General features: G+C 66.2%; 27 protein-coding genes and 1 tRNA gene. 14 read left to right on the forward strand and 14 right to left on the reverse strand.

Going from position 1 to position 26,336, the window contains the following annotated elements:
- Positions 1–19 precede the first annotated feature (19 nt).
- Genes ACH2CY_RS25115 through ACH2CY_RS25130 form a run of 4 tightly spaced genes read right to left on the reverse strand, consistent with a single transcriptional unit; the run spans position 20 to position 3,754 of the window.
- On the reverse strand, positions 20–1,060 hold the full coding sequence (locus ACH2CY_RS25115; protein ID WP_395022572.1) for an ABC transporter ATP-binding protein: 1,041 nt from the start codon (positions 1,058–1,060) through the stop codon (positions 20–22).
- On the reverse strand, positions 1,057–1,842 hold the full coding sequence (locus ACH2CY_RS25120; protein WP_395022573.1) for an ABC transporter permease: 786 nt from the start codon (positions 1,840–1,842) through the stop codon (positions 1,057–1,059). Before ACH2CY_RS25120 ends, ACH2CY_RS25115 begins: the two co-directional genes overlap by 4 nt.
- Positions 1,839–2,711: an ABC transporter permease gene (locus ACH2CY_RS25125; RefSeq protein ID WP_395022574.1), complete on the reverse strand. Its 873-nt coding sequence runs from the start codon at positions 2,709–2,711 to the stop codon at positions 1,839–1,841. Before ACH2CY_RS25125 ends, ACH2CY_RS25120 begins: the two co-directional genes overlap by 4 nt.
- Positions 2,711–3,754, reverse strand: coding sequence for a spermidine/putrescine ABC transporter substrate-binding protein (locus ACH2CY_RS25130; RefSeq protein ID WP_395022575.1), 1,044 nt, complete (start codon positions 3,752–3,754; stop codon positions 2,711–2,713). Before ACH2CY_RS25130 ends, ACH2CY_RS25125 begins: the two co-directional genes overlap by 1 nt.
- A gap of 110 nt (positions 3,755–3,864) precedes the next feature.
- Between ACH2CY_RS25130 and ACH2CY_RS25135 the strand changes: the two genes are divergently transcribed.
- Both ACH2CY_RS25135 and ACH2CY_RS25140 read left to right on the forward strand, forming a co-directional pair.
- Complete coding sequence (locus ACH2CY_RS25135; RefSeq protein ID WP_395022577.1) at positions 3,865–4,488, forward strand: TetR/AcrR family transcriptional regulator; 624 nt, start codon at positions 3,865–3,867, stop codon at positions 4,486–4,488.
- 4 nt (positions 4,489–4,492) lie between these two features.
- On the forward strand, positions 4,493–5,227 hold the full coding sequence (locus ACH2CY_RS25140; RefSeq protein WP_395022578.1) for an MBL fold metallo-hydrolase: 735 nt from the start codon (positions 4,493–4,495) through the stop codon (positions 5,225–5,227).
- 244 nt (positions 5,228–5,471) lie between these two features.
- Here the strand turns inward: ACH2CY_RS25140 and ACH2CY_RS25145 are convergent, their stop codons facing one another.
- Positions 5,472–6,647 (reverse strand): pyridoxal phosphate-dependent aminotransferase, encoded by a 1,176-nt coding sequence (locus ACH2CY_RS25145; RefSeq protein WP_395022580.1) that lies wholly within the window; start codon positions 6,645–6,647, stop codon positions 5,472–5,474.
- 240 nt (positions 6,648–6,887) lie between these two features.
- On the opposite strand from ACH2CY_RS25145, the gene ACH2CY_RS25150 reads away from it, so the two are divergent.
- The 6 genes from ACH2CY_RS25150 to speB are packed head-to-tail and all read left to right on the forward strand — an operon-like array spanning position 6,888 to position 12,834.
- Complete coding sequence (locus ACH2CY_RS25150) at positions 6,888–7,634, forward strand: PspA/IM30 family protein (protein ID WP_395022581.1); 747 nt, start codon at positions 6,888–6,890, stop codon at positions 7,632–7,634.
- The gene (locus ACH2CY_RS25155) at positions 7,634–8,428 is read left to right on the forward strand and encodes a hypothetical protein (protein WP_395022582.1); all 795 of its coding nucleotides are present in this window, start codon (positions 7,634–7,636) and stop codon (positions 8,426–8,428) included. The genes ACH2CY_RS25150 and ACH2CY_RS25155 overlap by 1 nt, the downstream gene beginning before the upstream one ends.
- 15 nt (positions 8,429–8,443) lie before the next feature.
- On the forward strand, positions 8,444–9,298 hold the full coding sequence (locus ACH2CY_RS25160) for an ATP-binding protein (protein ID WP_395022584.1): 855 nt from the start codon (positions 8,444–8,446) through the stop codon (positions 9,296–9,298).
- The gene (locus tag ACH2CY_RS25165) at positions 9,291–10,139 is read left to right on the forward strand and encodes a hypothetical protein (RefSeq protein ID WP_395022586.1); all 849 of its coding nucleotides are present in this window, start codon (positions 9,291–9,293) and stop codon (positions 10,137–10,139) included. The genes ACH2CY_RS25160 and ACH2CY_RS25165 overlap by 8 nt, the downstream gene beginning before the upstream one ends.
- On the forward strand, positions 10,136–11,848 hold the full coding sequence (locus ACH2CY_RS25170; RefSeq protein ID WP_395022587.1) for a phosphate ABC transporter substrate-binding/OmpA family protein: 1,713 nt from the start codon (positions 10,136–10,138) through the stop codon (positions 11,846–11,848). Before ACH2CY_RS25165 ends, ACH2CY_RS25170 begins: the two co-directional genes overlap by 4 nt.
- A gap of 29 nt (positions 11,849–11,877) precedes the next feature.
- The gene (speB, locus tag ACH2CY_RS25175) at positions 11,878–12,834 is read left to right on the forward strand and encodes an agmatinase (protein ID WP_395022589.1); all 957 of its coding nucleotides are present in this window, start codon (positions 11,878–11,880) and stop codon (positions 12,832–12,834) included.
- A gap of 12 nt (positions 12,835–12,846) precedes the next feature.
- Here the strand turns inward: speB and ACH2CY_RS25180 are convergent, their stop codons facing one another.
- From ACH2CY_RS25180 to ACH2CY_RS25195, 4 genes are all read right to left on the reverse strand, one after another.
- A complete protein-coding gene (locus ACH2CY_RS25180) occupies positions 12,847–13,071 on the reverse strand; it encodes a hypothetical protein (protein ID WP_395022591.1) in 225 nt (74 codons plus the stop codon).
- Between the two features lie 77 nt (positions 13,072–13,148).
- Positions 13,149–13,754: a glutathione S-transferase family protein gene (locus tag ACH2CY_RS25185; RefSeq protein WP_395022593.1), complete on the reverse strand. Its 606-nt coding sequence runs from the start codon at positions 13,752–13,754 to the stop codon at positions 13,149–13,151.
- Positions 13,755–13,775: 21 nt separating this feature from the next.
- On the reverse strand, positions 13,776–14,120 hold the full coding sequence (locus ACH2CY_RS25190; protein WP_395022595.1) for a hypothetical protein: 345 nt from the start codon (positions 14,118–14,120) through the stop codon (positions 13,776–13,778).
- A complete protein-coding gene (locus tag ACH2CY_RS25195) occupies positions 14,121–14,981 on the reverse strand; it encodes a carbon-nitrogen hydrolase family protein (RefSeq protein ID WP_395022596.1) in 861 nt (286 codons plus the stop codon). It abuts the gene before it with no gap.
- Between the two features lie 148 nt (positions 14,982–15,129).
- Here ACH2CY_RS25195 and ACH2CY_RS25200 point away from each other — a divergent pair, with 148 nt between their 5' ends.
- Positions 15,130–15,927: a hypothetical protein gene (locus ACH2CY_RS25200; RefSeq protein ID WP_395022597.1), complete on the forward strand. Its 798-nt coding sequence runs from the start codon at positions 15,130–15,132 to the stop codon at positions 15,925–15,927.
- 53 nt (positions 15,928–15,980) lie between these two features.
- Positions 15,981–16,055 (forward strand) — tRNA-Thr (locus ACH2CY_RS25205).
- Positions 16,056–16,068: 13 nt separating this feature from the next.
- Here ACH2CY_RS25205 and ACH2CY_RS25210 read toward each other — a convergent pair.
- Positions 16,069–16,407, reverse strand: a complete 339-nt coding sequence (locus tag ACH2CY_RS25210; protein ID WP_395022598.1) for a hypothetical protein — start codon at positions 16,405–16,407, stop codon at positions 16,069–16,071.
- Between the two features lie 214 nt (positions 16,408–16,621).
- Between ACH2CY_RS25210 and denD the strand changes: the two genes are divergently transcribed.
- The 3 genes from denD to ACH2CY_RS25225 all read left to right on the forward strand — a co-directional run bounded on the left by denD (position 16,622) and on the right by ACH2CY_RS25225 (position 20,668).
- On the forward strand, positions 16,622–17,611 hold the full coding sequence (gene denD / locus ACH2CY_RS25215) for a D-erythronate dehydrogenase (RefSeq protein WP_395022600.1): 990 nt from the start codon (positions 16,622–16,624) through the stop codon (positions 17,609–17,611).
- A gap of 135 nt (positions 17,612–17,746) precedes the next feature.
- Positions 17,747–19,336 (forward strand): S1C family serine protease, encoded by a 1,590-nt coding sequence (locus ACH2CY_RS25220; RefSeq protein WP_395022601.1) that lies wholly within the window; start codon positions 17,747–17,749, stop codon positions 19,334–19,336.
- 189 nt (positions 19,337–19,525) lie between these two features.
- Positions 19,526–20,668, forward strand: a complete 1,143-nt coding sequence (locus tag ACH2CY_RS25225) for a DUF2336 domain-containing protein (protein WP_395022602.1) — start codon at positions 19,526–19,528, stop codon at positions 20,666–20,668.
- Between the two features lie 10 nt (positions 20,669–20,678).
- Here ACH2CY_RS25225 and ACH2CY_RS25230 read toward each other — a convergent pair whose 3' ends face one another.
- Entirely contained in the window at positions 20,679–22,808 is a 2,130-nt protein-coding gene (locus ACH2CY_RS25230) for an acetate--CoA ligase family protein (protein ID WP_395022603.1), read from the reverse strand.
- Between the two features lie 328 nt (positions 22,809–23,136).
- Between ACH2CY_RS25230 and ACH2CY_RS25235 the strand changes: the two genes are divergently transcribed.
- On the forward strand, positions 23,137–24,264 hold the full coding sequence (locus ACH2CY_RS25235) for a TAXI family TRAP transporter solute-binding subunit (RefSeq protein WP_395022604.1): 1,128 nt from the start codon (positions 23,137–23,139) through the stop codon (positions 24,262–24,264).
- A gap of 3 nt (positions 24,265–24,267) precedes the next feature.
- Here the strand turns inward: ACH2CY_RS25235 and ACH2CY_RS25240 are convergent, their stop codons facing one another.
- Genes ACH2CY_RS25240 through ACH2CY_RS25250 form a run of 3 tightly spaced genes read right to left on the reverse strand, consistent with a single transcriptional unit; the run spans position 24,268 to position 26,217 of the window.
- Positions 24,268–24,489, reverse strand: a complete 222-nt coding sequence (locus tag ACH2CY_RS25240; RefSeq protein WP_395022606.1) for a sulfurtransferase TusA family protein — start codon at positions 24,487–24,489, stop codon at positions 24,268–24,270.
- A 5-nt stretch (positions 24,490–24,494) separates the two neighbouring features.
- Entirely contained in the window at positions 24,495–25,409 is a 915-nt protein-coding gene (locus tag ACH2CY_RS25245; protein ID WP_395022607.1) for a DMT family transporter, read from the reverse strand.
- Positions 25,410–25,413: 4 nt separating this feature from the next.
- The gene (locus ACH2CY_RS25250; protein WP_395022609.1) at positions 25,414–26,217 is read right to left on the reverse strand and encodes a phosphate/phosphite/phosphonate ABC transporter substrate-binding protein; all 804 of its coding nucleotides are present in this window, start codon (positions 26,215–26,217) and stop codon (positions 25,414–25,416) included.
- Between the last annotated feature and the right edge of the window lie 119 nt (positions 26,218–26,336).

Genomic DNA, 26,336 nt, shown 5'->3' on the forward strand with positions numbered 1-26,336 from the left:
AACCGCCCGCGTGCCGCAACTAGCGCGCCAGGACCACCAGGCTCTCCGCCCGGCAGCTCAGGCGCAGCATGGCGCCCGGCTCAACCGCGGCATCCGGCGGCAGGCGCAGCACGAAATCCTGGTCGCCGCGCTCGGCCTTGGCCAGGACGCGATAATGCGCGCCCTGGAAGGTCGCCTCGCGGATCCGCGCCGAGCCCAGATCGATCGCGGCGCTGTCGGTGCGGATATTTTCCGGCCGCACGATCAGCACCACCTCGGCGCCGACCGGTTGCGCGGTCGCGGCATGGACCAGCCCGATCGCCGTCTCGACCGCATTGCTGCCGGAAACGCGACCGGAGATTTGGGTGCTCTCGCCCATGAAGGTGGCGGTGAACAACGTCGCCGGACGCTCATAGATGCGCTTCGGCGCACCCGCGTCCTCGATCCGACCCTTGTTCATGACCACGACCAGCGAGGCCAAGGCCATCGCCTCCTCCTGGTCATGGGTCACATGCACGAAGCTTCTTCCGGTGCGGCGCTGCAGGGCCAGCAACTCGTCCTGCATCTGTCGCCGGAGGTTGAGATCGAGCGCGCCCAAGGGCTCATCCAACAGCAGGATCTCCGGCTCCACCACCAAGGCCCGCGCCAGGGCAACGCGCTGGCGTTGCCCGCCGGAGAGTTCGTGGATGCCGCGGGTGCCATAACCGGCAAGACCCACCAGATCAAGGGCCGCGGCGATGCGCTTCTCGCGTGCATCGCCGGCAACGCGGCGCACCTTGAGGCCGAAACCGACATTGCCGGCGACCGACATATGCGGGAAGAGCGCATAATCCTGGAACAAGGTCGTGGTCGGGCGCTGCGCCGGCGAGAGCGCCGTCACGTCGCGCCCGGCGATGGAGACCCTGCCGGAGGTCGGCACGGTGAAGCCGCCGATCACCGAGAGCAGCGTCGTCTTGCCGCTGCCCGACGGCCCCAGCAGCACGACATAGGCACCCTGCTCCACAGCCAGCGAGACCCGGTCGAGCGCGGTGACCGCGCTGTAGATCTTGGAGATAGCTTCGACTTCGAGATGGGCGGTCATGCGCGGTGTTTCCGGAACAGCAGCAGCTCTACCACAACCAGCATCACGATCGAGCAGAGGAAGATGAAGGAGCCGACCGCGTTGGTCTGCGGGCTCAAGCCGCCGCGCAGCATGCTCCAGATCACGACCGGCAGGGTCACGTCGAACCGCGTCACCAGGAAGGCGATGATGAACTCGTCCCAACTCAAGGTGAAGCAGAGGCAGAAGGCGGCGACCAAAGCCGGCGCGATCATCGGCATGGTGACCTGCGCCAGCACCCGGAAGGTCGAGGCGCCGAGATCCCGGGCCGCCCATTCGATCTTGCGCTGGTGCTCGCCGAGCTGCGCCAGGCAGATCGCGAAGGCGAGCGGCATGTTGATGACCACATGGCCGATGACCACGGTCCAGAGCGAGGGCCCCAACCCGAGCCAGGAGATCGTGACCAGGAGCCCCATGCCGACCAGCAGATAGGAGACCGCCAGCGGCAGGATGATCACGCCCTGCAGCAGCCGCCGCGCGGGAAACTCATAGCGGGAGATGCCGTAGGCCGCGAGAAAGCCCAAAATGACCGAGATCGCCGACGAGGAAATGCCCACGATCAGGGAGTTGATCAGGCCATCGGTCATCCGGTCGCTGGTGAAGATGGTGACGTACCATTGCAGGGTCGGGCCCTTGAACGGCGGCACGGCGAGGCGGCCGTCCTGGAAGGAGAACAGGATCAGCACCGCCACCGGCAGCAAGATGAACACGTAGCAGGCGGTCAGGTAGAAGCCCGACAGCAGATTCCCGAGCTGCCGCGTCACAGCCGGGCACTCCGCATCGGCTTCTGAATCAGGAGATAGACCGCGGCGACGATGACGGTCAGCACCAGCGACATGACCGAAGCCATCGGCAGGTCGAGCTGGCGCTGGATCTGCATCATGATCACCTGCGGCAGCAGCAGCTCCTTGTTCCCGCCGAGGATCTGCGGCGTGATGAAGTCGCCGATGCAGAGCACGACCGTAAGAAAGGCGCCGACCGTCATCCCCGGCACGCTCAGCGGCAGGGTCACCGCCAGGAAGCTCTTCCAGGCCGAGGCGCCGAGGTCCTGGGCCGCCAGCACATAGCGCGGGTTGATCTGCACCAGGTTGGCGTAGATGGTCAGCGCGTTCAGCATGATGAAGAAATGCACGAAGCCGAGCACCGTCGCGTTGGGGTTATAGGCGAAGGTGATCGGCCGCTCGATCAGGCCGAGATTGATCAGCAGCCAGTTCACGATTCCAGTCGGCGCCAGCACCAGCAGCCAGGCGTAGGAGCGGACAACATACGAGGTCCAGAACGGCAGGATGGCGCAGGCGAGCGCGAAGCGCTGCCAGCGCTTCGGCACTTTGTACGCCAGCACATAGGCGAAGGGATAGGCCAGCAGCAGCGAGACAAAGACCGTGATCACCGTCGTCACGACGGAGTTCCAGATCGCCTCGACATAGGCCGGCTGGCTGAAGAAGTCGCTGTAGGCCTTGAAGCTGAGCTGCGGCGGCGATCCGTCCGCGGTCAGCGGCAGCAGGCTCATGACCGCCATGATCACCAGCGGCGCACCGAAGAAGAGCAGGATCCAGGCCACCGCCGGCAGGGTGAACCCGAAGCCGGCGAGGCGTGCACGGGATGCCGCGCGCGCCTCGTTCGACGACACCATCACTTCGCCTGCAGCACCTCGGCCCACATCGCCTGCAGCGCCTTGTCGAACTCCGGCGACATCTGCAGATAGGGATGCGAGACCTTGATATAGCCCGGCTGCTCGTTCCAGCGCAGGATCGTCTTCTGCTCGTCGCTCAGCACGGCTTTGCTGTTGGCCGGCATGCCCCAATAGCAGGACGAGGTCGCGAGCTTGCCCTGGCCCTCGGGGCTCAGGATGTACTGCACGAATTTCTTGCCGAGGTCCTTCTGCTTGGAATCGGCGAAGATCGCGAGACCCTGCTGCCAGCGCACCCCGCCCTGGGTCGGGATCACGTAATCGAGGTTCGGGTTGTCCTTGACGATGCCGGCGGTCACCCATTCGCCGCCGCCGACCAGGATATCGGCCGCGCCGGACGCCAGCGCCTGCTGCACCGTGACCACATCGCCGATCATCTGCGAATTGGCCTTGAGGGCGATCAGCTTCTCCTTGATCGCCGGGAGATCGGCCTCGGTGAGATCCGCCGGCTTCTTGCCGAGCGCGATCGCCACGTATTCGATCATCGGTACGTAGTAGTCATACATCGCGATCCGGCCCTTGTATTTCGGGTCCCAGATCGCGTTGATGTCGGTCATCGCCGCAGGGTCGACCGCGGCCTTGTTATAGGCGACGGTGTTGTAGCCGAACTTCTCCGGCACGGTGTAGAGCGTGCCATCGACCGAGGAGAGCTTCGGATCGGCGATCTCCGCCGGGATGTCGCCGAACGGATAGTCCTTGGCATCGAGCGGCTCCAGCAGCTTCATCGCGGCGAGCCGTCCGGTATCGGTCTGGTCCACCACCAGCACGTCCCAGTCGCCGGGCTTCGACTGCCCGAGCACCGCCAGGATCGCCGCGGTGCTGTCGATGTCCTTGAAGTTGATCTTGACGCCATTGGCCTGCTCGAACGGCTCCAGCAGCGCCGGGTCCTCGTGGTCGCACCAGGTCAGCACGTTCAAGGTGTCCGCTGCCTGCGCCGCGGTGGTCAGCGCGATCAGCGCGACGCCCGCCAGAAGAGTCTTTGCCATGTTCATCTGCCCACTCCTGCTGTCTGTCCGCCCTTGCCGGGCTTGAATTTGCTTGTCGGAAAAAAATGAATGAACTACAAACTTAAGTCAATTCATTTTCTGGGGCGGCAATGGCGGGACTACGCGAACGGCAGAAAGCGGGACGGCGGCGCGACATCCTCGCGGCGGCGGCCAAGCTGTTTCGCCGCGACGGCTTCGCCGTCACCAGCATCGAGGCGATCGCCGCCGAGGCCGAGGTCGCCGCCGGCACCGTCTACAACTACTTCGAATCCAAGGGCGACTTGCTGATCTCGCTGGTGGCGCTCGACGGCGAGGAAGTGCGCGCGGCCGGAAAGAGCATCATCGCCGGCCCGCCCAAGGACCCGGTGCAGGCGGTCGGCAAGCTCCTCACTTCCTACATCGACCATTCGCTGATCCATCTCTCCAAGGAACTCTGGCGCAATGCGATGGCCAATGCGCTGTCGCAGCCGAGCTCGGAGTTCGGCCTTGCCTATGCCGCGCTCGACCGCAAGCTGGCGGACCAGGTGGGAGAGCTGGTCGCCGCGCTGCAGGCACGCGGCCAGATCGACGCCAAGATCGATGCGAAGACTGCCGGCGACGTGCTGTTCGAGGTCGTGAACAGCCTGTTCCAGGTCTTCGTCGCCCGCGAGGAGATGCCGATCGCGCTTCTGAAGAAGAACTTGGCGCGGCAGGTCCGCCTGGTGTTTGCTGGCCTCGCCGCAACCGAGGCTTAACAGCATGCAGATCGCAACCCCGGAGACCTGGTACGAAAGCCGCGCCTTGAGCGACGGCGTCACCTGGATCTTCGAGCCGCATATCAAGGAATACTATCGCTGCAACATCTGGCATGTGCGCGGCCGAGACCGCGACCTGCTGGTGGATTCCGGCATGGGCGTGGTCAGCCTGCGCGAGCAGATCCCGCTGCTGAGCGGGCGCCCGGTGCTCGCGGTCGCCTCGCATACCCATTTCGACCATATCGGGACGCATCACGAGTTCGCCGAGCGCGCGGTCCATCCCGATGAAGCCGAGATTCTCGCGCGGCCGACCCGGGACAACACGGCCGCCGACTATTACGTGGCGAACAACGACATCTTCACCCAGCTGCCGCCGGGCGATTGGGAGCCGCTGCGTTACGAGATCCCGCCCGCTCCGCCCACAAAGCTGCTGCCGGAAGGCAGCGTGGTCGATACCGGCGACCGCAGCTTCGAGGTCTTCCACCTGCCCGGCCATTCACCGGGCTCGATCGCGCTCTATGAGCAGGCCAGCGGCGTGCTGTTCGCCGGCGACGTCGTCTATGATGGCCCGCTGGTCTATGACGAAGACAATGCCGCGGAGATGCGGCAATACGTGGCCAGCATGAAGCGGCTGCTCGACCTCCCGGTCCGGGTGGTGCATGGCGGCCACTATCCGAGTTTCGGCCGGGACCGGATGCAGGCGATCATCCGGGAGTTCCTCGCGGCCTTCGACCGCTAGGCGCGGGGCCAGCTACCTTTACGGGCCGCAGCCAATTTGCCGCCAGAAAAGTGCCTTAAGCCCGTGATGCGGATCGCTTTTGTGGCCTCCGAGCCTGAACGCCTTACTTCTGTGCCGTAAAGGCTGGGTAAAGGTTGCACTGCCGCACAAGAGGCCTTGAGCGTCTCGACGCGCAATTCACGATCTCAAACAGCGCAAGCATCTTACCACGATCGCCGCTGCCTGTCTGTGAATTCAGGAATATTCAGGTAACGAGCTGGTTGGTGAAGCTCGCGATCCTTCGGCAGGCTTCGGTGAGACTCTTCTCGTCGACCACGAAAGAGACGCGGCAATGTCCCTCCGCGCTCCGACCGAAGGGGGTCGCGTCGAGGATGGCGACGCCGGTCTGCTCGAACAGGCGGAGTGCGTAGTCGAAGGCGCTCATTCCCGTCCCGCGCACGTCCAGCATCATGAACATCCCGGCCTCGGGCACATGCACCTTGAGGCCCGGCACCTGATTGAGGGTGGCGGTCGCAGCGTCGCGCCGGCGGCGATAGGCATCGCGCATCGCCTCGACCTCCGGCACCGGCTCGGCCAGCGCGCGAACGGCCGCCTGTTGAATGAATCCCGGCAGGCCGTATTGCGTGCTCAAGCCGAGGTCGTGGGCGAAGTCGATCAGCTGCGGCGGCGCCACGATCCAGCCGATGCGCCAGCCGGTCATCGCATGCGATTTGGAGAGACTGTTGATGGTGACCGTGCGCTCGCCCATCCCCGGCAGGCTGCCGATGCTCACATGCTGCTTGCCGAAGCTCAACGCCGCATAGACCTCGTCGGCGATCACCCAGAGATCGCGTTCGATCGCGAGCTTGGCCATGGCCTCCAGCACATCGCGCGCGAACATGGCGCCGGTCGGATTGCCCGGCGTCGCGAAGACGATCGCCTTGGTCTTAGGCGTGATCGCCTTGGCAAGATCCGCGGGATCGAGGTGGAACTCGTTCTCCGGCCGCATCGGCACGCGGATCAGGTTGGCGCCGGCGGCGCGCAAGGTCGCCTCGTAGGTGAGATACATCGGCTCGGGCACGACCACGTCGTCGCCCCGGTCCAGCACCAGCATCGAAGAGACGAACAAGCCGCCCTGGGCACCCGAGACCGCGGCGACATTCTCCGCCGTCACTTCCTGGCCGGAAATGCGGCGGTGATAGGCGGCGATCGCCTCGCGCAGCGCGGGCACGCCGAGGATGTCGGTATAGTGGGTGTCGCCGGCATCGAGCGCCGCGACGGCGGCCTGCTTGATAGAGCCCGGCGTGTCGAAATCCGGATCGCCGATCGAGAGGATGATGACGTCCTCTCCTCTGCGTTTCGCTTGGACGGCGCGGTGATGGATTTCCCAGGCACGGGCACCCGCCCCGCCGATGCGCTGGGTGAAACTGGAATATCGCACGTCGATGGACCCGTTAAGACTTGGCCGGGACAGTGCAAGGCCCGGCCATTGAAATCAAGGCCCCGCATCCACATCTGGCTTGACCATGAGGGATGGGCGAATGTGACGACTCGCCGTTGAGCAGCGCCGCAAGCCGAGGGGGCTAGGCCGCTCTTATTGAACGATTTTCCTAGATGCAACGACGGATCAATGGCACTCTGCGCCCGATTGTCGGGCTGCGGGATGCCATAAGGGGGAGTCATGCTCGGACGTATCGCTAATCTCTTCAAAGCGTTTCTGAACGTCTTCATCGGCAGCGTCGAGCGGCAGAACCCGGAAGCGCTGCTGGAGCTTGAAAAAGAGAATCTCCGCAAGCAGATCGCCAACTTCAACCAAGGCCTCGCCGCCCATGCAGGCCTGGCCGAGCGGTTGATGGGCCAGGTCCGCAAGCTCGAAGCCGACCAGAAGGATCTGCGCGCCAAGGCCGCCGCCAACCTGAAGGCCGGCAACAAGCAGGCGGCGGGCCAGTATGCCTTGCGGCTGCAGACCGTGGAGCGCGAGCTGGAGGAGAACCGCCGCCAGCTCGAGGGCGCCGAGACCACCTATCAGAACATGCTCAAAGCCCGCGACGTCTCGGTGCAGAGCGCCAAGGCCAAGATCGAGAGCCTGCGCGGCGCCATCGCCGACATGCGGATGAACACCGCCATGGCCGAGATGCAGGAGATGGCGGCCGGGATGATAGGCACGATCGGCGGCAGCGGCGATACCCTCAATCGCCTGCACGAGATGGTCGAGGAGGAACGCACCAAGGCGGCGGGCCGCGCCCGTGTCGCCAAGGACTCGATCGACATGACCGACGTGAACCTCAAGGAAGCCGAGCAGAACGCGCTGGCCGACCAGGCGCTGGCCGACTTCGCCGCGCGCGAAGGCCTGACCCTGGAGACGCCGCAAGGCGCTGCGGCCGCACCCCGCACCATGGGCAGTGAAGGCACCGCGGAGAAGAGCTGATGCCCCTCTCGCCCGAGGCCCCGGCCTGGGCTGCCGAGATCGCACTCGCCTACGAAAGCACGGCCCAGGGCCAGTTCATCCTCAGCGGCAATGTGCATGACCGGCTGCCGGTGGGCGGTGCCCTGGTCAATCTCGGCGGCTTCATCGAGAAGGAGCTGCTGGCCGGCTTCCAGGTGATCTTCAGCTTCGATCTCGGCAACGGCCTCCGCGTGACCCGCGGCGGCGACCTGCTCGAAGGCTGGAGCGGCGCCAAGCGGCTCGATCCGACCATCCGCCAGCCCCTGGCCGCGATCGAGCTGGTCAGCTCCTTCGTCCGCTACCGCGCCAACCTGCGCGCGCTCGGCCAGGAGAAGCAGGCGCTGCATGTCGCCTGCATCCTGCGCGATGCCGACGATATTCTCCCGGCGACCGGCGGCTGGAGCTACGAGCTCGGCGGCATGGCGAGCCTGCTGCGCGACTGGGCCGGCGAGGCGCCGTTCAGCAGCCATCCCTTCGTCAGCCTGATCATCGCCGACAACATCAACGACCTGCATCCCTCGGTCGCGCTGAACCCGCGCGCGGCGCGCGTCAAGGTGCCGTTGCCGGATACCGGCATGCTGACCCGCGCGCTCGCCCTGCTCCGCCGCGACAATGCCGCGGCCTTCGACAGCGCGATGAAGGACGAAAGCAACATGGCTGCGGCCTTGACCGGCGTGGCGGTCACGGCGGTCGAGACCTTGACCAAGCAGCGCGCGCATCAGAAGCAGCCGATCAAGAGCGACGACCTGGTCAAGATCAAGAAGGAACTGGTCTAGCGCGAGAGCGCCAACTTGATCGAGTTCATCGAATCCAAGCGCACCCTCGCCGATTACGCGGGCCAGGAGGCGCTGAAGACCTGGCTGCAGCAGGACGTGGCGCTGTGGCAGGCCGGCGACCTCAAGGCCTTGCCGAAGGGCTACCTGATCTGCGGGCCGGTCGGCACCGGCAAGACCTACCTGGTCGAATGCCTGGCCGGCGAGGCCGGCATTCCGGTGGTGAAGCTGAAGAATTTCCGCGACCGCTGGGTGGGCTCGAGCGAAGGCAATCTCGAGAAGATCATCGGCCTGGTGCGCGCGCTCGGCCGCTGCATGGTGTTCATCGACGAGGCCGACCAGACGCTCGGCCGCCGCACTTCCGACAGCAGCGACAGCGGCCTTTCCGGCCGCATCTACTCGATGATCGCCCAGGAGATGAGCGATCCCGATACCCGTGGGCATGTGGTCTGGATCCTCGCCTCCTCGCGCCCCGACATGATCGAGGTCGACCTGAAGCGCCCGGGCCGGGTCGATGTGAAGGTTCCGCTGCTGCCGACCACGACCGCCGAAGAAAGCGCCAAGCTGCTGCGCGCGCTCTGCAAGCGGATGGGCCTCGACGTCACCAAGGAACAGCTGGTCGCCCTGGGCGGCAAGCTGCCCTTGCTGCTGACCCCGGGCGCGGCCGAGGCGATTGCGGTCAAGGCCTATCGCCTGGCCCGCACCGAGAAGCTCGAGCCGATCAAGGCGATCGAGGCTTGTCTCACCGGCTATCAGCCGCCGGTGCCCGAGGACGTGCTGAAGTTCCAGATGGTGCTGGCGATCCGCGAAGCGACCGACATTGCCTTCGTGCCGGAAAGCCTGCGCAAGCTGGCCGAGAAGGCCGATGCTTAGATATCTCTGGAAGGCCTTCAACGTCCGGCCGATCGGCATGCCGGTGCCGCCGCTCTGGTTCGCGGTCCTGGCCTCGGGCCTGGTCGGCTGGTTCATCGCGCCGCCGCTCGCGCTGATCGGCCTGGGCGCGACGGCGATGTTCACCGGCGTCCTCGCCAGCAGCAAGCGCTTCCGCACCGCGGTCGATGCGCATCTGCTCCTGCCGCCGCAGGAGAACGAGTATGCCGGGCTGCTGCAGCGGCTGGATCCCTGGAGCCGGGAACGTCACGCCAAGCTCGAGGCGCAATGTGCCGAGCTGCAGAAGGTGCTGGAGAACGCCAAGGCCGGCCAGGAGCATATCGCCGGCGTCTGGCAACTGGTCGGGCTGCACCTGAAGCTGCTGGCGGCCCGCAGCGCGGCGATCGCCGTGACCGAGAACCGGGACGACAAGGGCAAGGCCTCGCTCGCCGAGCAGCTTGCCGAAGTGAAGAAGCGGTTGAGCGCCGACGGCCTCGACAACGACCTCAAGGAGACGCTGGAGGACCAGCAGCGGATTCTCGAGCAGCGCATCGGCATGCGCGCCGAGGCGGAGCGCCGGATCAACGTGCTCGACGCCGAGCTCGAGCGGATCCGTGATCAGATGGCGCTGATGCGGGAACAGGCGCTGCTGAGTTCCGACCCGGCCTCGATCGGACGATCGGTGGACGGCCTCGCTGCCTTCCTCACGGAATCGGGTCGCTGGCTCAAGGACCAGGAAGAGATCTTCGGCGAGATCGCCGAATTGGGCGCGACGCCCTATGAGTCCCCGTTCAAGGACTCGCCGCAGAAACAACGGAACAAGCGCGTGGGAGAATCGCAATGACGGATCCGAGCTCGATCAATCGTCCGAAGCGCTCGCCGCTCGGGATCATCATCACGCTCGTCCTGGGACTGGGCGTCATCGGCCTCGGCGGCTGGCTCTATTACAAGAACCAGGGCGCGCCGACCGCCGCCACCACGCAGTCATCGACCCAACAGACCTCGCAGGCGACGCCCGCCGCGCCGACGAACGAACAGGTCGACGTGCCGGCGCCGGTCGAGCCCTCGGCCGGCAGCCCGCAGATCGAGGCCGCCGCGGCCTATGTGCCGAAGAACAACGTGGTCGAGATCGACATCTCGGAATATGCGGGCTACGGCGGCTTGATCGTGGCCAATGGCGGCCTTGCCCCCAACCCAGACTCCTTCTTCGCCAAGGAATACGGCTTCCAGGTGAAGCTCTCGGTCTCCGAGGAGGAGACCTGGGGCAAGCTGAACAACGGCAAGTTCGCGGCCGCCGCCACCACCGCCGACGTGCTGGCGGTGCTCGGGCGGCAGTTCAACGTCGTCGTGCCGGCGCAGATCAGCTTCTCCCGCGGCGCCGACATGATCGTGGTCGACCAGGGCATCGCCTCGGTCAACCAGCTCGCCGGCAAGGTGGTCTCCGGCTCGGAGTTCAACGAGAGCGAGTTCTTCCTGCGCTATCTCGCCAGCGAAGCCGGCTTGAAGGTGAAGCTGCTGCGCGATCTCGACGCCAGGCCGGCACCGGACGAAGTGGGCCTGGTTCTCTACGAGGACTCCTTCGTCGCCTGCGACGCCTATGAGGCGGAGCTGAAGAACGGCACCAACCGCCTGAACGGCTGCGTCGGCTGGACGCCGCGCACCGACGAAGTCATCGAGGCTTCCGGCGGCAAGGCGAAGATGCTGGTCTCCAACAAGAACCTGCTGATCATCGCCGACATCCTGACCGTCAACAAAGGCTTCGCCGAGGCCAACCCGAAGATGGTGAAGGGCATCGTGCATGGCCTGCTGGAGGGCAACCGCCGCCTGCGCGACCAGCCGGACCAGAATATCGGCGTGGTCGCCAAGGCCTTCAAATGGACCGAAGCCGACACCAAGGACGAGCTCGCGCATGTCCATCTCTCCAATCTTCCGGAGAGCCTCGCCTTCTTCAAGGGCACGATCGACGCCGCGGGTTCCTTCTCCGGCATCTACCAGTCCTCGGTGCTGGCCTACGGCGACCGGATCAAGAATCCGGTCGATGGCGACCGCTTCGTCGATACCAGCCATCTCGACGCGCTGAAGACCGAGGGCAAGTTCGCCGACCAGGTGATCGCAATCGCGCCGATCCGCACCACCACCACCCAGGCGCTGGAAGGCGATCCGCTGCTGAAGAAGGATATCCGCTTCTTCTTCGAGCCCAACTCGGCCCGCCTCGACGAGGCCTCGCCGGAGAACCAGCAGTATCTCGACACCGTGAAGAGCTTCCTGCAGGTCAGCCCCGGCTCGGAGATCCTGCTGCGCGGCCATGTCGACAACGCCCGGATCGAAGAGTTCCGCAAGCAGGGCGGCGAGGACCTGGTGAAGTCCATGGCCCTGAAGGCGATGGAGCTTTCCAAGCAGCGCGCGGAGGCGGTGCGGACCGCCCTCCTGAAGAAGTTTCCCAACATCGATCCGAAACGTGTCGAGATTGTCGGCCGCGGCTGGGAGGAACCCTCCAGCCAGGACAGCAATCTCAATCGACGGGTCGAGGCGCAGTGGTTTACCTTGGAGTGAACCGACCCTTCGCCTGAACCGAGGACAACATGAACGACAAGGTCCACCACCAGCCGCTCGGCGGCAACCAGATGCCGCGCTTCGGCGGCCCCGCCACCATGATGCGGCTGCCCGCAGTCTCGACCGCCAAGGGGCTCGATGCCTGCTTTGTCGGCGTGCCGTTCGATATCGGCACCTCAAACCGGGCCGGCGCGCGCTTCGCGCCGCGGCAGATCCGCGCCGAGAGCTGCCTCATCCGTCCCTACAACATGGCAACGCGGGCGGCGCCGTTCGACAGCCTGTCGGTGGCGGATGTGGGCGACGTCGCGATCAACACCTTCAATCTCGAGAAGAGCATCGGCCTCATAGAGAAGGCCTATGACGAGATCCTCAGCCACGACTGCATCCCGATGACCTTGGGCGGCGATCACACGATCGCCCTCCCGATCCTGCGCGCCTTGAAGCGCAAATACGGGCCGGTCGGCATGGTGCATGTGGACGCCCATGCCGACATCAACGACACGATGTTCGGCGAGAAGATCGCGCATGGCACGCCGTTCCGCCGCGCGGTCGAGGAAGGCCTGCTCGACGGCAAGCGCGTGGCGCAGATCGGGCTGCGCGCGACCGGCTATGCGGCGGAAGATTTCGACTGGCCGCGGCAACAGGGCTTCCGCGTCGTCCAGGCCGAGGAATGCTGGTACAAGTCGCTGGCGCCGTTGATGGCGGAGATCCGCCAGCAGCTGGGCAAGGGCCCGGTCTATCTCTCCTTCGACATCGACGGGCTCGACCCTTCCTCGGCGCCAGGCACCGGCACGCCGGAGATCGGCGGCCTCACCACGATCCAGGGCATCGAGATCATCCGCGGCTGCCTGGGCCTGCAGCTGGTCGGCTGCGACCTGGTCGAGGTCTCGCCGCCCTATGACCCGACCGGCAACACCGCGCTGCTCGGCGCGAATTTGCTCTACGAGATGCTGTGCGTCTTGCCGGGGGTCAAATACCGGAACTGAGGCGCGGCGGCCTCAGTCGCTCTTTCGCATCTTCCCGATCGCCTCTTCCACGCAATGCGTGGCCCAGAGGATCAGGAACAGCAGGATCACCGCGACCATGATCGCGACCAGCGCCGGCACCCGCTCGCCGGCCAGCAGGAGCGCGAAGCCCAGCACCAGCGGCAAGGCCGCGATGGCAATGCCGCCGGTGCGGAAGCGGGAAATGGCGCCGCGAAGAATCCCGAGGTCGTCGGACATGGTTTCCTCCCCCTAGCGCGGTCGCGTGCGCGACTCGCAGCCGCTGGGCGACATCATGCGGCCGCGGCGGCCATAAGTCACACGAAGCCTTTGCCGGCCGGGCGCCCCAGGCAGGTGTCGAGCCAGGCCCGCACATTCGGGTAGCGCGTGATATCGAGCGACAGCCGGTTGATCAGGCTCATCACGATCGAGACATTGAGGTCGGCGACCGTGAACCGGTTGCCGACCAGGTAATCTCGATCGGTCAAGGTCTGCTCCAGCACCCCGAGCGGCTTCTGCAGCTTCCGCCAGGCATCGTCGGCGAGCGCGGGCCGGCGTTCGCCCTCCGGCAGCATCATGCGGTGTTCGAGGATCGCGATCAGCAGGTGCTCGATCTCGTTGACCACCCAGAGGCTCCACTGCATGAACCGCGCCTCTTCCTGCAGGCTCGCGGCGGCGAGCGGACCGCCCTGCTTCTTCACCAGATAGAGATTGATGGCGAGGGATTCGTAGAGGATGAAGCCGTCGTCATCCAGCACCGGCACCTGGCCGTTGGGGTTGATCTTCAGGAATTCCGGCGACCTGTGCTGGCCGCTGGCGAGGTCGATCTCGACCGCCTCGATCTCGAGCCCGAGCTCCTTCGCCAGCCAGTAGCAGCGCCGGCCGCGGTTCTTCGCGCCGCCGTAGAGTTTCAGCTTGGACAAATCTCCCCCTTGTCCCGACGCCTAGGGCGCCGGATCGCCGTCGCGGCCGACCAGGCGCTGATTGTCGGTCGACTCCTTGATGTTCGCGCGACGGATCATCATGAGCAGCGAGTATCCCATCAGAGCCAGTCCGGCTGCCGAAAAGACCAATCCACCAGCGCTGGTCGACCCGGTGAAGCTCGGGCTCTCTTTGTCCGCCGGCCAGTCCAGAAAGGGCATGACAGCGACAACGCCGCCGGCGAGCAGGCCACGCACCGCCCAGCGTATCCGCTTGGCGTCGCCGAGGCCCGACAAGAAATTTTCAATTTCGAGCCGCTGGTAGTGAAATTTCCGAAGGAAGAACCCGTTCGGTTCGAATCCGTCCACCTATTCCCCCGCCTTGCTCTTCAGCACCGGCATGCCCGGCGCGGGGAAGCTGCGGTCGTGTTTCAGGGCCGGGATCTTGCGGCGTGCCTCGGTGACCTGGTCGAGGTCGATGGTCGCGGTCACGATGCCGACGTCCTCGCCGCCGTCGGCGAGGATCTCGCCCCAGGGATTGACGATCAGCGAATGGCCCCAGGTCTTGCGGCCCTCAGCATGCGTCCCGCACTGGTTCGGCGCCAGCACGAAGCTGCCGGTCTCGATCGCGCGGGCTCGGGCCAGCACATGCCAATGTGCCTTGCCGGTCGCATGGGTGAAGGCGGCCGGCACGGTCAGCATCGCGGCACCCGCCTGGGCCAGGGCGCGGTAGAGATAGGCAAAGCGCAGGTCGTAGCAGATCGAAAGGCCGGCGAGGCCCCAGGGGGTCGCGGCCAGGACGGCACGCTCGCCGGGCTCCACGGTGGCGGATTCCTTGTAGGCCTGGCCGTCGCCGACATCGACGTCGAAGAGATGCAGCTTGTCATAGCGCGCGGTGATCGCGCCCGTGGGATCGACCATCAGCGAGCGGTTCACGACGCGGGTCTTGCCCGGCTCCTTCAGCAGCAGCGAGCCGACCAGGATCCAGGCGCCGGTTTCCTGCGCCAGGGCGCGGAAGGTCTTCAGCGCCGGATCCTCGGCCTCGGGCATTGTTTTCTGCAGGACCTTGTCGCTGTCCGGCTCCAGCATCGCGACCATTTCGGTGAGCAGGATGAACTGCGCCTTGTCCTTCGCGGCGGTGCGGATCAGCGGCTCGACGGCGGCGATGCTGGGCGCCATATCGCGCTCGGCGCAGTTCTGGATCAGGGCGACTTTCACGGAATTGGCCATCATGCACCTCGTTGGCGGCAAGCACGCGGGATGCGCACAGCATAGCGTCCGGGCGGCGCCGGATAAACAGGCTTCAGCAGCCATTGCACCGCGCCCGGCGCGGCGGCATCATGCCCACAACAGAGAGTTGCAAGGCCCCGGCGCCAGCATGTTCGCAAGACTGCCGCTACCCGTGACCATCGCCGTGCTGGGCATCCTGGCCGCCGCGGTCATCGCGGTGACGTTGAGCGTCGGCTACCGCTGGTCGATCGGCAGCTTTGCCTCCGTCGACGCCAGCGCCGCCGACTATGCGCAGGAGCTCGAGGGGCAGCTGTGCCAGCTCGGCGCCGCGGTGACGGAGTATTCCGCCACCAACGACGCCCAGCACTTCTACACCAGCCTGTCCGAGACCTTCCTGGAGAACCGGAAGACGTTCACCGAATCGCGCCACTATATCGAAAGCGTGAAGGCCGAGACCGAAGCCAACACGACCGAAGGCTATGCGGCATCGCGCAAGGTCGAGATGCTTTGGGAGGCGACCAACGCGACCGAAGGGGTGATCGGCTCCGCCTACAGCTGGGCCGACCGGCTGCGAAAGTCACCCGGTGAGGCCTATTTCGGCGGCGACTGGGCCAATGCCGCCATGGAAAGCGAGCTCCTGGTCCTGCTGATGGGCGTCAATTCCGGCGGCAAGGCGTGCGCAAGAAGCAGCCCCTCGCCCGCGCTGATGGCCGACATAAGCCGCGCTCGTGAGCATGTCGCGGAGTCGATCCGGCGCCGGATGAAGGATTATCGCAATCGGGCGGTCATGCGCGCGGGCCGGCTCGCCGCCGATCCGCAGACGACCCCGGAGGCCAGGCAGGCCGCCACCGAGGACCTGGAGTTCCGCGACCGCATCCTCAGCGCGGACTATGACGGTCTCAGCCGGAAGGCGGCGATGCGGCTGTTCGGTGTCATCCCGGACTGATAGCTTGATCCCACCCCGGATTGAAGGCTATGAGGGGGCCAAGTTCACGGAATGCCGGCTTAGCTCAGGGGTAGAGCAACCGCCTTGTAAGCGGTAGGTCGCGAGTTCAAATCCCGCAGCCGGCACCACCCAAATTCACGGTCAATCACAGCTCAGCCCCGGCTCGCAGGCCGGAGCCGAAACATCGATGCTGCGCGCCGTCGCCGCGCCGGCGCTGCTGCCCGGCGTCATCACCCAGGCATTGTCGTCGGACGACGCGACCGGCTGCATCACGATCGCCTTCAAGTCGCCGGGCACCGCGGCGGGGGGATCGGCATACTCGACCATCAGCGCCTTCGATCCGCCCCCGGATTTCTCATACTTGGGAGCGTTGTCGTCGTAACACATGGTGGCAAGGCCGCGGTAGACGCAGACCGCCGCCGCCGGCTGCGACAGAGCCGCCAGCATCGCTGCCGCCACAATTCCACAACTGACCCGCATCACCCGCTCCACCGAACCCTTTTGCGACTATAGCGCCGACCGGATTCTGCTTCAACGGCCGGTAGAGAAATGACAGCACCGCCCATGCAGTTCAGGTTGCAGTTGGCGCAAATTCGCGGCAAACCCAAACCTCTTGACAGGACGGGCATTCCACGCGACCCCTGCGCACCACGGATTTCAGCCAAATGGCTCAGCCCCAGAAGGAATACGGCGCATGCATGTCTTGATTGTCGGAGCGGCGGGAATGGTCGGCCGCAAGCTGACCGACCAGCTGGTGAAGGATGGGAAGCTCGGCGGCCGTGACCTCACCCGCCTGACCCTGACCGACGTGATCGAGCCTGCAAAGCCGGCCGGCTATAAGGGCCAGGTCGCCACCCTGGTCAGCGATCTTTCGACCCCCGGCGAAGCGGCGAAGCTGGCAGCACTCCGGCCCGACACCATCTTCCATCTGGCGGCGATCGTCTCCGGCGAGGCCGAGGCCGATTTCGACAAGGGCTATCGCATCAACCTCGACAGCACCCGCGCCCTGTTCGAGGCGATCCGGCAGGAAGGGCTGAAGTCGCCCTACAATCCGCGCGTGGTCTTCACCTCGTCGATCGCGGTGTTCGGCGCGCCCTTCCCGGAGAAGATCAGCGACGAGTTCATCCAGGCGCCGCTCACCAGCTACGGCGCGCAGAAGACCATCGACGAGCTGCTGCTCTCGGATTATTCGCGCAAGGGCTTCTTCGACGGCGTGGGCATCCGCCTGCCGACCATCTGCATCCGCCCGGGCAAGCCGAACAAGGCGGCCTCCGGCTTCTTCTCCAACATCCTGCGCGAGCCGCTGTCGGGCCAGGAGGCCGTGCTGCCGGTCGGCGAGGACGTGCGCCACTGGCATGCAAGCCCACGCGCCGCGGTCGGTTTCCTGATCCACGCGGCGACCATCGACACCACGAAGCTGGGGGCCCGGCGCAATCTCAATATGCCGGGCCTTTCGGCGACGGTCGGCGAGCAGCTCGAAGCCTTGAAGCGTTTCGGGGGCGAGAAGGCGCTGAAACTGATCCGCCGCGAGCCCGACGCCACGATCGGCAAGATCGTCGCCGGCTGGCCGCGCGATTTCGCGCCAAAGCGGGCAATCGAACTCGGCTTCAAGGCGGAAAGCTCGTTCGACGAGATCATCAAGATCCATATCGACGACGAGCTCGGCGGGAAGATCGGGGTTTAAGGAGCCCCGCAGCACCGCCAAACGGCGGTGATTGCATAACGGCGCACACCTGCTTGTCAGGGCGTGCGCCGAATCTCCCCTTCCCCACCCCCCGGCGCTGGCGCAAAATTCGCCATAACGGTGGGAGGGACAGATATGCGGATTAGCTTCGCGGCGGCGGCGCTGCTGGTCGTCCTGGGCTTTGCGGCGACCCCTTCGCGCGCCGAGGATGCCCTCGCCCTGCAGCTCGTCACCCAGCCTCAGAACGGCGGCGCCGACGCCAGGCCGATCAACATCGATGCCGGCGATCCGGTCACCATCGGCACCAAGCTGGCGCTGATCGTCAGCGCGACAAAGGACGCCACCGTCAACATCCGCTACACGCCGAGCGACGGGGCGGCGGCCTTGCTGGCGCAGGGCGTCGCGCTGAAGGCCGGCGAGAGCAAGCGGCTGCCGGAAGGCGGCGGCTGGTACCACGTGACCAGCGGGCTCGGCGAGGAGAAGGTGGCCGCGGAAGACGCCTCCGGCGCGGTGCTGGCGAAGACCAGCTATCGCATCGTCGACGCCACGGCGATCCAGATCGGCAATCTCGCGACCGAATCCAGCAGCGGCGGCGCGCGCACCCGCTCGATCGGCGGCGTCAATCTCGGCGCCTATGACCAGGCGGAGGACGTCGTCGCGAAATCCGAGGCGGTGGCCAAGACGCTGGAACAGGCGCCGCCGGCCAATCCCTCGACCAGCCGCAGCGTCGGCTCCAACGTGTTCAAGAGGGTCGCCAACGGCGTCGTGCTGGTGGTGAACGGCGACTTCATCGGCGCCGGCGCGGTGCTCGACCAGAACGGACTGGTCGTGACCAACCACCACGTGGTCGCCGCGGCGGACACGGTCTCGGTCATCTTCATGCCGGCGGACGGCGCGTCGGTCGACGGCGCCAAGGCCTATGACGCGACCGTCGAGCGCATCGACGTGGTGGCCGACCTCGCGCTCATCCGCATCAAGAACCCGCCCCCGGAAATGACCTTGGTGAAGCTCGGCGATCCCGCCTCGGTCGAGATCGGCGAGGAAGTCAACGCGATCGGCCATCCGCACGGCGAGTTCTGGAGCTATACCCGCGGCTATGTCAGCCAGATCCGGCCGAAATACGGCTGGGACGATTCCTTCTACCAGCACCAGGCGGATGTCATCCAGACCCAGACGCCGATCAACCCGGGCAATTCCGGCGGACCGCTGCTGGACGACGAAGGCGAGCTCATCGGCATCAACAGCTTCGTCGATTCCGAGGGGCAAGGGCTGAACTACGCGGTATCGGTCGACGAGGTGACGCGGGTGCTGCAGATGCACGGCGACCGGCTGGCCGACGGCAGCGTGATCGAGGCGAAGGCCGGCGACAGCAGCGGCGGCGAGTCCACGTTGCAGCCCGCCGCGGACACCGGCGGCGGCAACGACTACCAGACCTGGAGCTATGACGACGACAAGAACGGCAAGCCCGAGCGCTGGGGCGTCGATATGAGCGGCGACGGCAAGCCGGATCTCTATCTGCTGGACCAGGACGGCGACGGCGAGGTCGATTACGGCCTGCTCGACCGCAACCAGGACGACAAGCCCGAGGCGCGGATCATCTACGGCGATGAATCGCTCGGCGAGTGCGACGTCTGGGAGATCGACGACAACGAGGACGGCAAGCCTGACTCGATCGGCATGGACTATGACTATGACGGAAAACCTGATGTCATCCGCCCGGCTTGATCGCCATTCCGCCTCCAAGGCACACACCAAAGACCCCAGGACTCACGGAATCGTTAGCCCGCTGAATTAATGCTTTGCTAACCGGTGCTCAGCTAACGTCTCATTAATACTGGTCATTCTGTCCGATCGAGAAGCGCGCCAAACCGGGCGTTTACGCGACGGCGGGCTGATCCAACTGGGAATTCTGTCTTGGGCGCCTCTGCCAGCATGTCCGTGATCGCGCATGACGTTCGGAGCCTGATCGACCTCGCGCATGATCGCACGACGCAGGGGCGCAGCCATCTGGTCACCGCCATCGGCGACCTGATGAGCGACCACGGCCGCATCCTGACGCTGCAGGAACGCGCCCTCATCAACGACATCCTGAAGAAGCTGATCCAGGACGTGGCGCGTCCGGTGCGCAAGGCGCTGGCCGAGAAGCTCGCGCTCTCGCCGCATGCGCCGCGCGAAGTGACCACGCTGCTCGCCAACGACGAGTTCGACATCGCCTCGCCGATCCTGCTGAACTCGCCGCTGCTCGAGGACGACGACCTGATGGAGATCGTGCGTCATCGCACCATCAGCCATCGCCTCGCCATCGCCATGCGGCGCTCGTTGAACGAGCCGGTCTGCGACGCGCTGGTCGCCACCAATTCGGTCGATGTGATCAGGGCGCTGCTGGAGAACCACGGCGCCAAGATCTCGGTCGCGACCATGGCCTATCTCTGCGACCAGTCGAAGACCCTCGATGTCTACCAGGAACCCCTGCTCCGCCGCAGCGACCTGCCGCAGGACCTGGTCAAGAAGATGTACTACTGGGTCTCCGCCGCCATGCGCCAGTTCATCGTCGAGAACTTCCCGGTCGATCCGGTCGAGCTCGACCTGACGCTCGGCCAGATTGCGCAGCAGGCCGCGCACAGCGTTTCCCTGCCGGCGGCCGAGGAGCCTGCGATCAACCTCGCGCGCCAGCTCGCGGAACGCGAAGACCTGACCCCGGACATCATCGTCGAGACGCTGCGCCGCGGCGAGACGCCCTTGTTCGAAGCGATGCTCGGCGAGCGCATCGGCGTGAAGCCGATCCTGGCCCGCAAGCTGATCTATGATTCTCACGGCGAGGGTCTGGTGGTCGCCTGCCGGGCAGCGGGGATCGACCGCTCGAGCTTCGTCACCCTGTTCATGCTGATGCAGCGGGCCCGCACCGACCCGATGACCCGCGACCCCTATCTGATGTCGAAGTCGCTGGAGCTCTTCGACCGGATCAGCACCGACGCGGCGAAGAAGATGGTCGATCGCTGGACCGTCGACCCCGAATACATCAAGTCGATCATTAAGCTGCAGCAGCGGCGGCGCTAAGCGCCGCGCCTTACCCCTCCGCCAGCACCACCAGCGCGTCCACCGCGACGGCGCCGTCTTTCAGCACCATCAGCGGGTTGACGTCGAGTTCCAGAAGCGTGCCGCGATGCGCCTCCGCGAATGCGGCCACGGCCGCGACGGCATTGGCGACCGCACGCAAGTCACCGGCCGGACGGCCGCGATAACCCTTCACGAGCTTCGAAATCTTCAATCCGTCGATCGCGCGCTCGATCGCAGCACGGTCGGTCGGCAGCAGCAGCATCGCGGAATCCTGCACCATCTCGACCAGGATGCCGCCGGCGCCGATCACCAGGGCGAGGCCGAATTGCGGATCGCGCTTTACGCCGATGATCAGCTCGGCGACCACATCGGCCACCATCTTCTCGACCAGCACCTTGGCGATGACGGCACCGGGCTTGTACTGCGCGAGTGAGGCGCTCATGCGCTGCAGGGCCGCTTCGACATCGGCGGCGGATTTCAGATTGACCGCGACGGCGCCCGCTTCGGTCTTATGGGCCAGCACCGGCTCTGCGACTTTCAGGACCACCGGGAAGCCGAGCGCTACCGCCGCCTTGGCGGCTTCCGCCGGCGGCACGACGCGGGCCTCGGGCACGCTCAAGCCATAAGCCGAGAGCTGCTGCTTCGCTTCGTATTCATGCAGCAGGCGGCCCTCGCCCTGTGGCTTCGGGGTCGGCGGCAGGTTGATGCCGTCCGTACCGCCCTTTGCCAGGCGATCGCGCAGGCGCGCGAACCGCTCGGTGGCTTCAAAGGCGTGCAGCGCCTCCTTCAGGCCTTGCATCGGCGCGCCCTGGCCGCCGATCACCAGCTCGCGGACCCGGCCCGGCAGCAGCTCGGGCAGGGTTGCGGTGACGATCGGCAGCTTGCCGTTCTTGCGGCAGGCGGCGACCAGCGCGTTGACCGAGCAATCCCAGGCCTGCTCGCTGGCCTCGCCGTCGGTCGCGTAGTCGATCACCAGCATGCCGGCGTCGTAGTCGCCCGCCATCACCGTGTCGAAGCAGCGGGTCAGAAGATCCTCGTGGCCCCAGAGCGAGGTGTTGTAGTCGAGCGGGTTGGAGATGGTGGCGAAGTTCGGCAGCTGGGTCCGGAGATCCGCCACCTGGGCTGGACTGTGCTGGGGCAGCGGCAGATCGATCGATTCCGCGATGTCCGCGGTCATCAGCCCGTCGCCGCCGGAGCAGGTGAAGACCGCAAGCTTGTTGCCCTTGGGCAGGCCCGCGGTGGAGACGAACTTCATCGTCTCCATGAGCTGCGGGATGGTATCGACGCGGATGACACCGAGGCGCTCGAACAAGGCGTCGTACATCCGGTCGCTGCCCGCCAGCGAGCTGGTATGGCTCATGGCGAGCTTGGCGCCGAGCTCCGACTTGCCGGCCTTCAAGGCGACCAGCGGCTTGCCGGCCTGCATCGCCTTGGCGGCGGCGCGGCTGAAGGCCGGCACGTCGTCGATGCCTTCGATGTAGAGGCCGATCGCCGAGATCTTCGGGTCTTCGGTCAGTGCATCGACGAAATCTGCGACGGTCAGGATCACCTGGTTGCCGGAGCTGATCACGTAGCCGAAGGGCACCGACCGGTCGTTGCCGGTGACGTTGAGCGCGATGTTGCCGCTCTGGCCGATGAAGGCGCAGCCGGATTCCACGCGCCGGCCGTTATGCCCGGTCGGCCAGAGCGCAATCCCGTCGAGATAGTTGAGGATGCCGTAGCAATTGGGGCCGACCATGGCGAGGTCGCCGACCGCCTCGATCAGCTGCTTCTGCAGCCCGTGGCCCTCGCCGCCCACCTCGGCGTAACCCGCGGCGTAGCAGATCGCCCCGCCCGCCCCCGCGGCGTTCAGGGCGCGCAGGATCTCAATGGTCGGCTCGCGCGGAACGGCGATAAAGGTAGCGTCCGGCGCTTCCGGCAGGTCGGCGATCGAGGCGTAGCATTTGCGGCCGCCCAATTCGCTGCGCTTCGGGTTCACCACCCAGATCTCACCGCCAAAACCGGTATCGGCGCAGCGCCGGATCGAATCCTCCATGGCCTGGCCGCCGACGATGCAGACGTGGCGCGGCTTCAAGAGGCGCCGCAGGTTCTGCGCCCGGCTGGACCTCAAACTCCCCGACTTCAGGCTGGCCGAGTTCACTGGAAATGCTCCCCGATCATCTGGGTATCTGGATGGCTGATAGCAGAGGCTCCAGGATTGACGCAATCCGCCGGGACCCTGCGCAAATCCGACGCCATGGGCGGATCAGCGGGCCAATTTGTATGCAGCGATGGAGCCAGCGCGATGGCTCGGTCCGCTGCCGCGAAAGCGCCAAACTTCTGCCACCCGCTTGCCGCAAGGCCATCGTTCTTTCGCAATGAGAAAAACGCACAGTGACGGGTGTCATTCTCCCGCCCCTTTTACTGGAGCTTAAAATGTCGCGGATATATCTTGGGAATAGCGCTGATTCGCTGCTCGAGGACGCGTCGTGTCCAGCCAGAAGATCGACCTCCAACGCCTGATGAGACGCCCGCTTGCGGGCGCTGCGGCGTTGCGGCTTGGCCCTCTGGCGCTGAGCCGGCGGCGTCTGCTGCTCGGGCTCGGGGCGACCGCATTTGCGGGCACCGGTTTCGGCGCGCTGCGCTTGCTCTCCGCCGGCTTCTCGGGGGTCTCTGACGCGGCCGCGCAGGACATCAACTATTTCCGCATCGGCGGCGGCGGCGTGGGCTCGCGGCTCTACCAGCTCGCCGGCGCGCTTGCCGGCGCCATCACCAACCCGCCCGGCGCCGCCAAATGCGACGACAAGGCGCCCTGCGGGGTGCCCGGCCTGGTCGGCCTGGCGCAGACCACCGCCGGCTCGGTCGAGAACCTGCAGAGCCTGCATGAGGGCGCCATCGAATCCGCGGTCGCCCAGGCCGACATCGCGGCCGAGGCCATGTCGGGCGAGGAGCCCTTCAAGGGCGCCACACCGGAAGCCGAACTGCGGGCGCTGGCCCGGATCGGGGCGGCCCAGGTCCAGGTGCTGGTCGCCGGCGCCTCCAAGGCAAAATCGATTTCCGACCTGAAGGGAAAGACCATCGGCTTCGGGCCGAAGCTCCGGGATTCCGCGGTCACCGGCGCCATGGTGCTGGCCGCCTACGGGATCACGGCCAAGCGCGCGAAGTTCACCTACGACGAGATGCAGCCGACCATCGCCGCCCTGGTCGATGGCGAGATCGATGCGATGATCGTTGCTGACGGCGCGCCCAACCCGGATGTCGCGCCTTTGCGCTACAGCGCCGATGCGCGGCTGCTGCCGGTGGACGGCGAGCCCATGGCGAAGCTGGTGGCCAGCCGCAGCTACCTGAAAGTGGTCACCTTGCCGGGCGAGACCTACAAGGGCCTGGGGCCGATCACCACCATTGAAGTGCCGATCCTCTGGACGGTGTCGAACGCACTCGACCCCAACTTGGCCTATAGCCTTGCCCAGGCGCTGGCCAGCCAGACCCTCGCCGCCACGAGCAAGAGCCCGATCGATTTCACCCTGGCGGATGCGACCGGGCCGCTGGCGCTGCATCCCGGCGCCAAGCGCTTCTACGACGAGCACCGCGCCGGCAACGCGGCCTCCACCAACTAGCGCTCAGCCGACCGCTTCGATCCGGATCACGTAGACGCCGTCGCGTTCGCTATTCTCGACCAGCCTGTGGCCGGTCGTGTCGCAGAAATGCACGAAGTCCTTCGGGGCACCCGGATCGGTGGCTTCGATCTCGATCTGCTCGCCGGGCGCCATTTCCTTCAGCAGGCGGCGGGCTTTCAGGACCGGCAACGGGCATTTCATGCCCTTGGCGTCGAACTGGCGCATCTTCCTCATCCGGCCACTTGGGCCGCCTTTCCATCTGCCCTGGCGCTGCCCCAGGCCTCGACCAGGCTGGCCGAGAGGATGAGCGCGCCGCCGACGATCTTGTTCAGCCCGAGCTCCTCGCCGGCCAGCCAGGCGGCGGAGCCGACGCCGACCAGCACTTCCAGCATCAATATCATGCTGGCGCGGGCCGGCGACATGCGGCTCGCACCCCAGAGGCTCAAGCCCATCGCCGGGATCACCCAGAAGGCGGCGGCGGCGAGGATCCAGCCCATGCTGGCCGTCAGGCCCTCGACCGTCGGCACCGGATCGGCCCAGCCCAGCATGACGACCAGCAGGCCGGCGGTGAGTGCCGCGAACACGAATTGCAGGAAGGTCTTCTCGATCATCGAGGCGCTCTTCGCCAGGTTGGTGGCGACCAGCCCGACCGCCCAGCAGACCCCGGCCAGGAAGCCCATCCATTCTGCGGCGTTGGATGGGAACGGCCAGCGGCCGGCCAGGCCTTGCAGGGCGACCAGCCCGAGCAGCCCCAGCCCGATCCCGGCCCAGCGGAAGCCGGCGATCGGCGTGCCGATCACGATCCGCTCCAGCACCGTCGCCCAGACCGGGTTGAGATAGAACAGCAGGATCACCATCCCGATCTCGCCGAACACCATCGAGACGGCGAAGAGCCCGTTGCAGGCCCCCACCGCCACGGCGGTGACCAGCAGCGGCAGGCCGCCGGCGATCACCTGGCGGTGGCGCAGCAGGATCATCGGCAGCACCAGCAGCGCCGGCACCAGATAGATCAACAGCCCGCTCCACTCCTGCGGCACGCCGGGACCGCCGATCTCGCGCAGGGGAATCCAGGTCGTGCCCCAGAACACGGCCGAAGCCGCGACCGCGAGGCTCGGAAGGAGGACGCTCTGACCCTGTGCGCTCATGCACTCACGCGAGTTGTGGGTATCCGGCGGCGATCGCCGCCTGTTCCATGGCCGGTATCACGTCATATGCCGAGCGCGGCAGGATTTCGCAACCATCGAGCCGCAAGGTGGCTCGGGTGGTATCAAGAGCGGGATCGGCAAAGGCGGCGGCGATGCCGGCTTGCAGGCGCCGGACCTCGGCCGCCGAGGTCGCCGCCGCGGTGACATAAGGCAGGCCCGGCGCGGCCGCGCTGGCCCGGAGCACGCGAATGCCCTGCAGCTCCGCGGGCGCCAGCCGCGCGATCAGCGCGAAGGTGACGCAGTCGAGAGCCGCGACATCCGCCTTGCCCGCCTTCACCAGGGCGAGCGAGTTCCGGTGCGCACCGCTTTCGATCAAGCCGCCGAGGAACGGCCGCCCCTGCGCGATCGGCGCGATCATTGCGCGCAGCGTGTTGTAGCCGGATTGCGAGCCGTCATCGTTGTAGGCGACGCGATAGCCGCGGAGGTCGGCCGGCGTCTTCGCCGGATCGTCCGCGCGCACCACGATCCAGCTCACGTAAGTGGCGCCGGCGCATCCGGGCACCGCATAGCGCGGCGTCGCCAGCAGCTGCACATGGTCCTTGAGCTTGTGGGTGAGCGGAAAGCCGCAGGTCTGGCCGAAGATCAGCCCCGGCGCCTTCAGGCGATCGACCGGGTCGCCGGCGCGATTGAGCTCAGCCGGAAGATCACGAAAGCCCTGCGCGGCGAAATGGCTAGCGAGCCCGTGCCACCAGGCATTGGTGGCCGCCGCTAGTTCGGGCAGGTCATACATGCCGAGGGATGCGAACATGATGCTAGAGCCTCGGACGGTCAAATATGGTCACGCTGCGACGGCGCTTTTGCGCGAGGACTAGGAAGGGGCCGCAGGCCGTAGCGGGGCTACGGACAAGGCACCTGACGACGGCCCTC

Source organism: Dongia sp., from assembly GCF_041905885.1.
Taxonomy (GTDB): domain Bacteria; phylum Pseudomonadota; class Alphaproteobacteria; order Dongiales; family Dongiaceae; genus Dongia.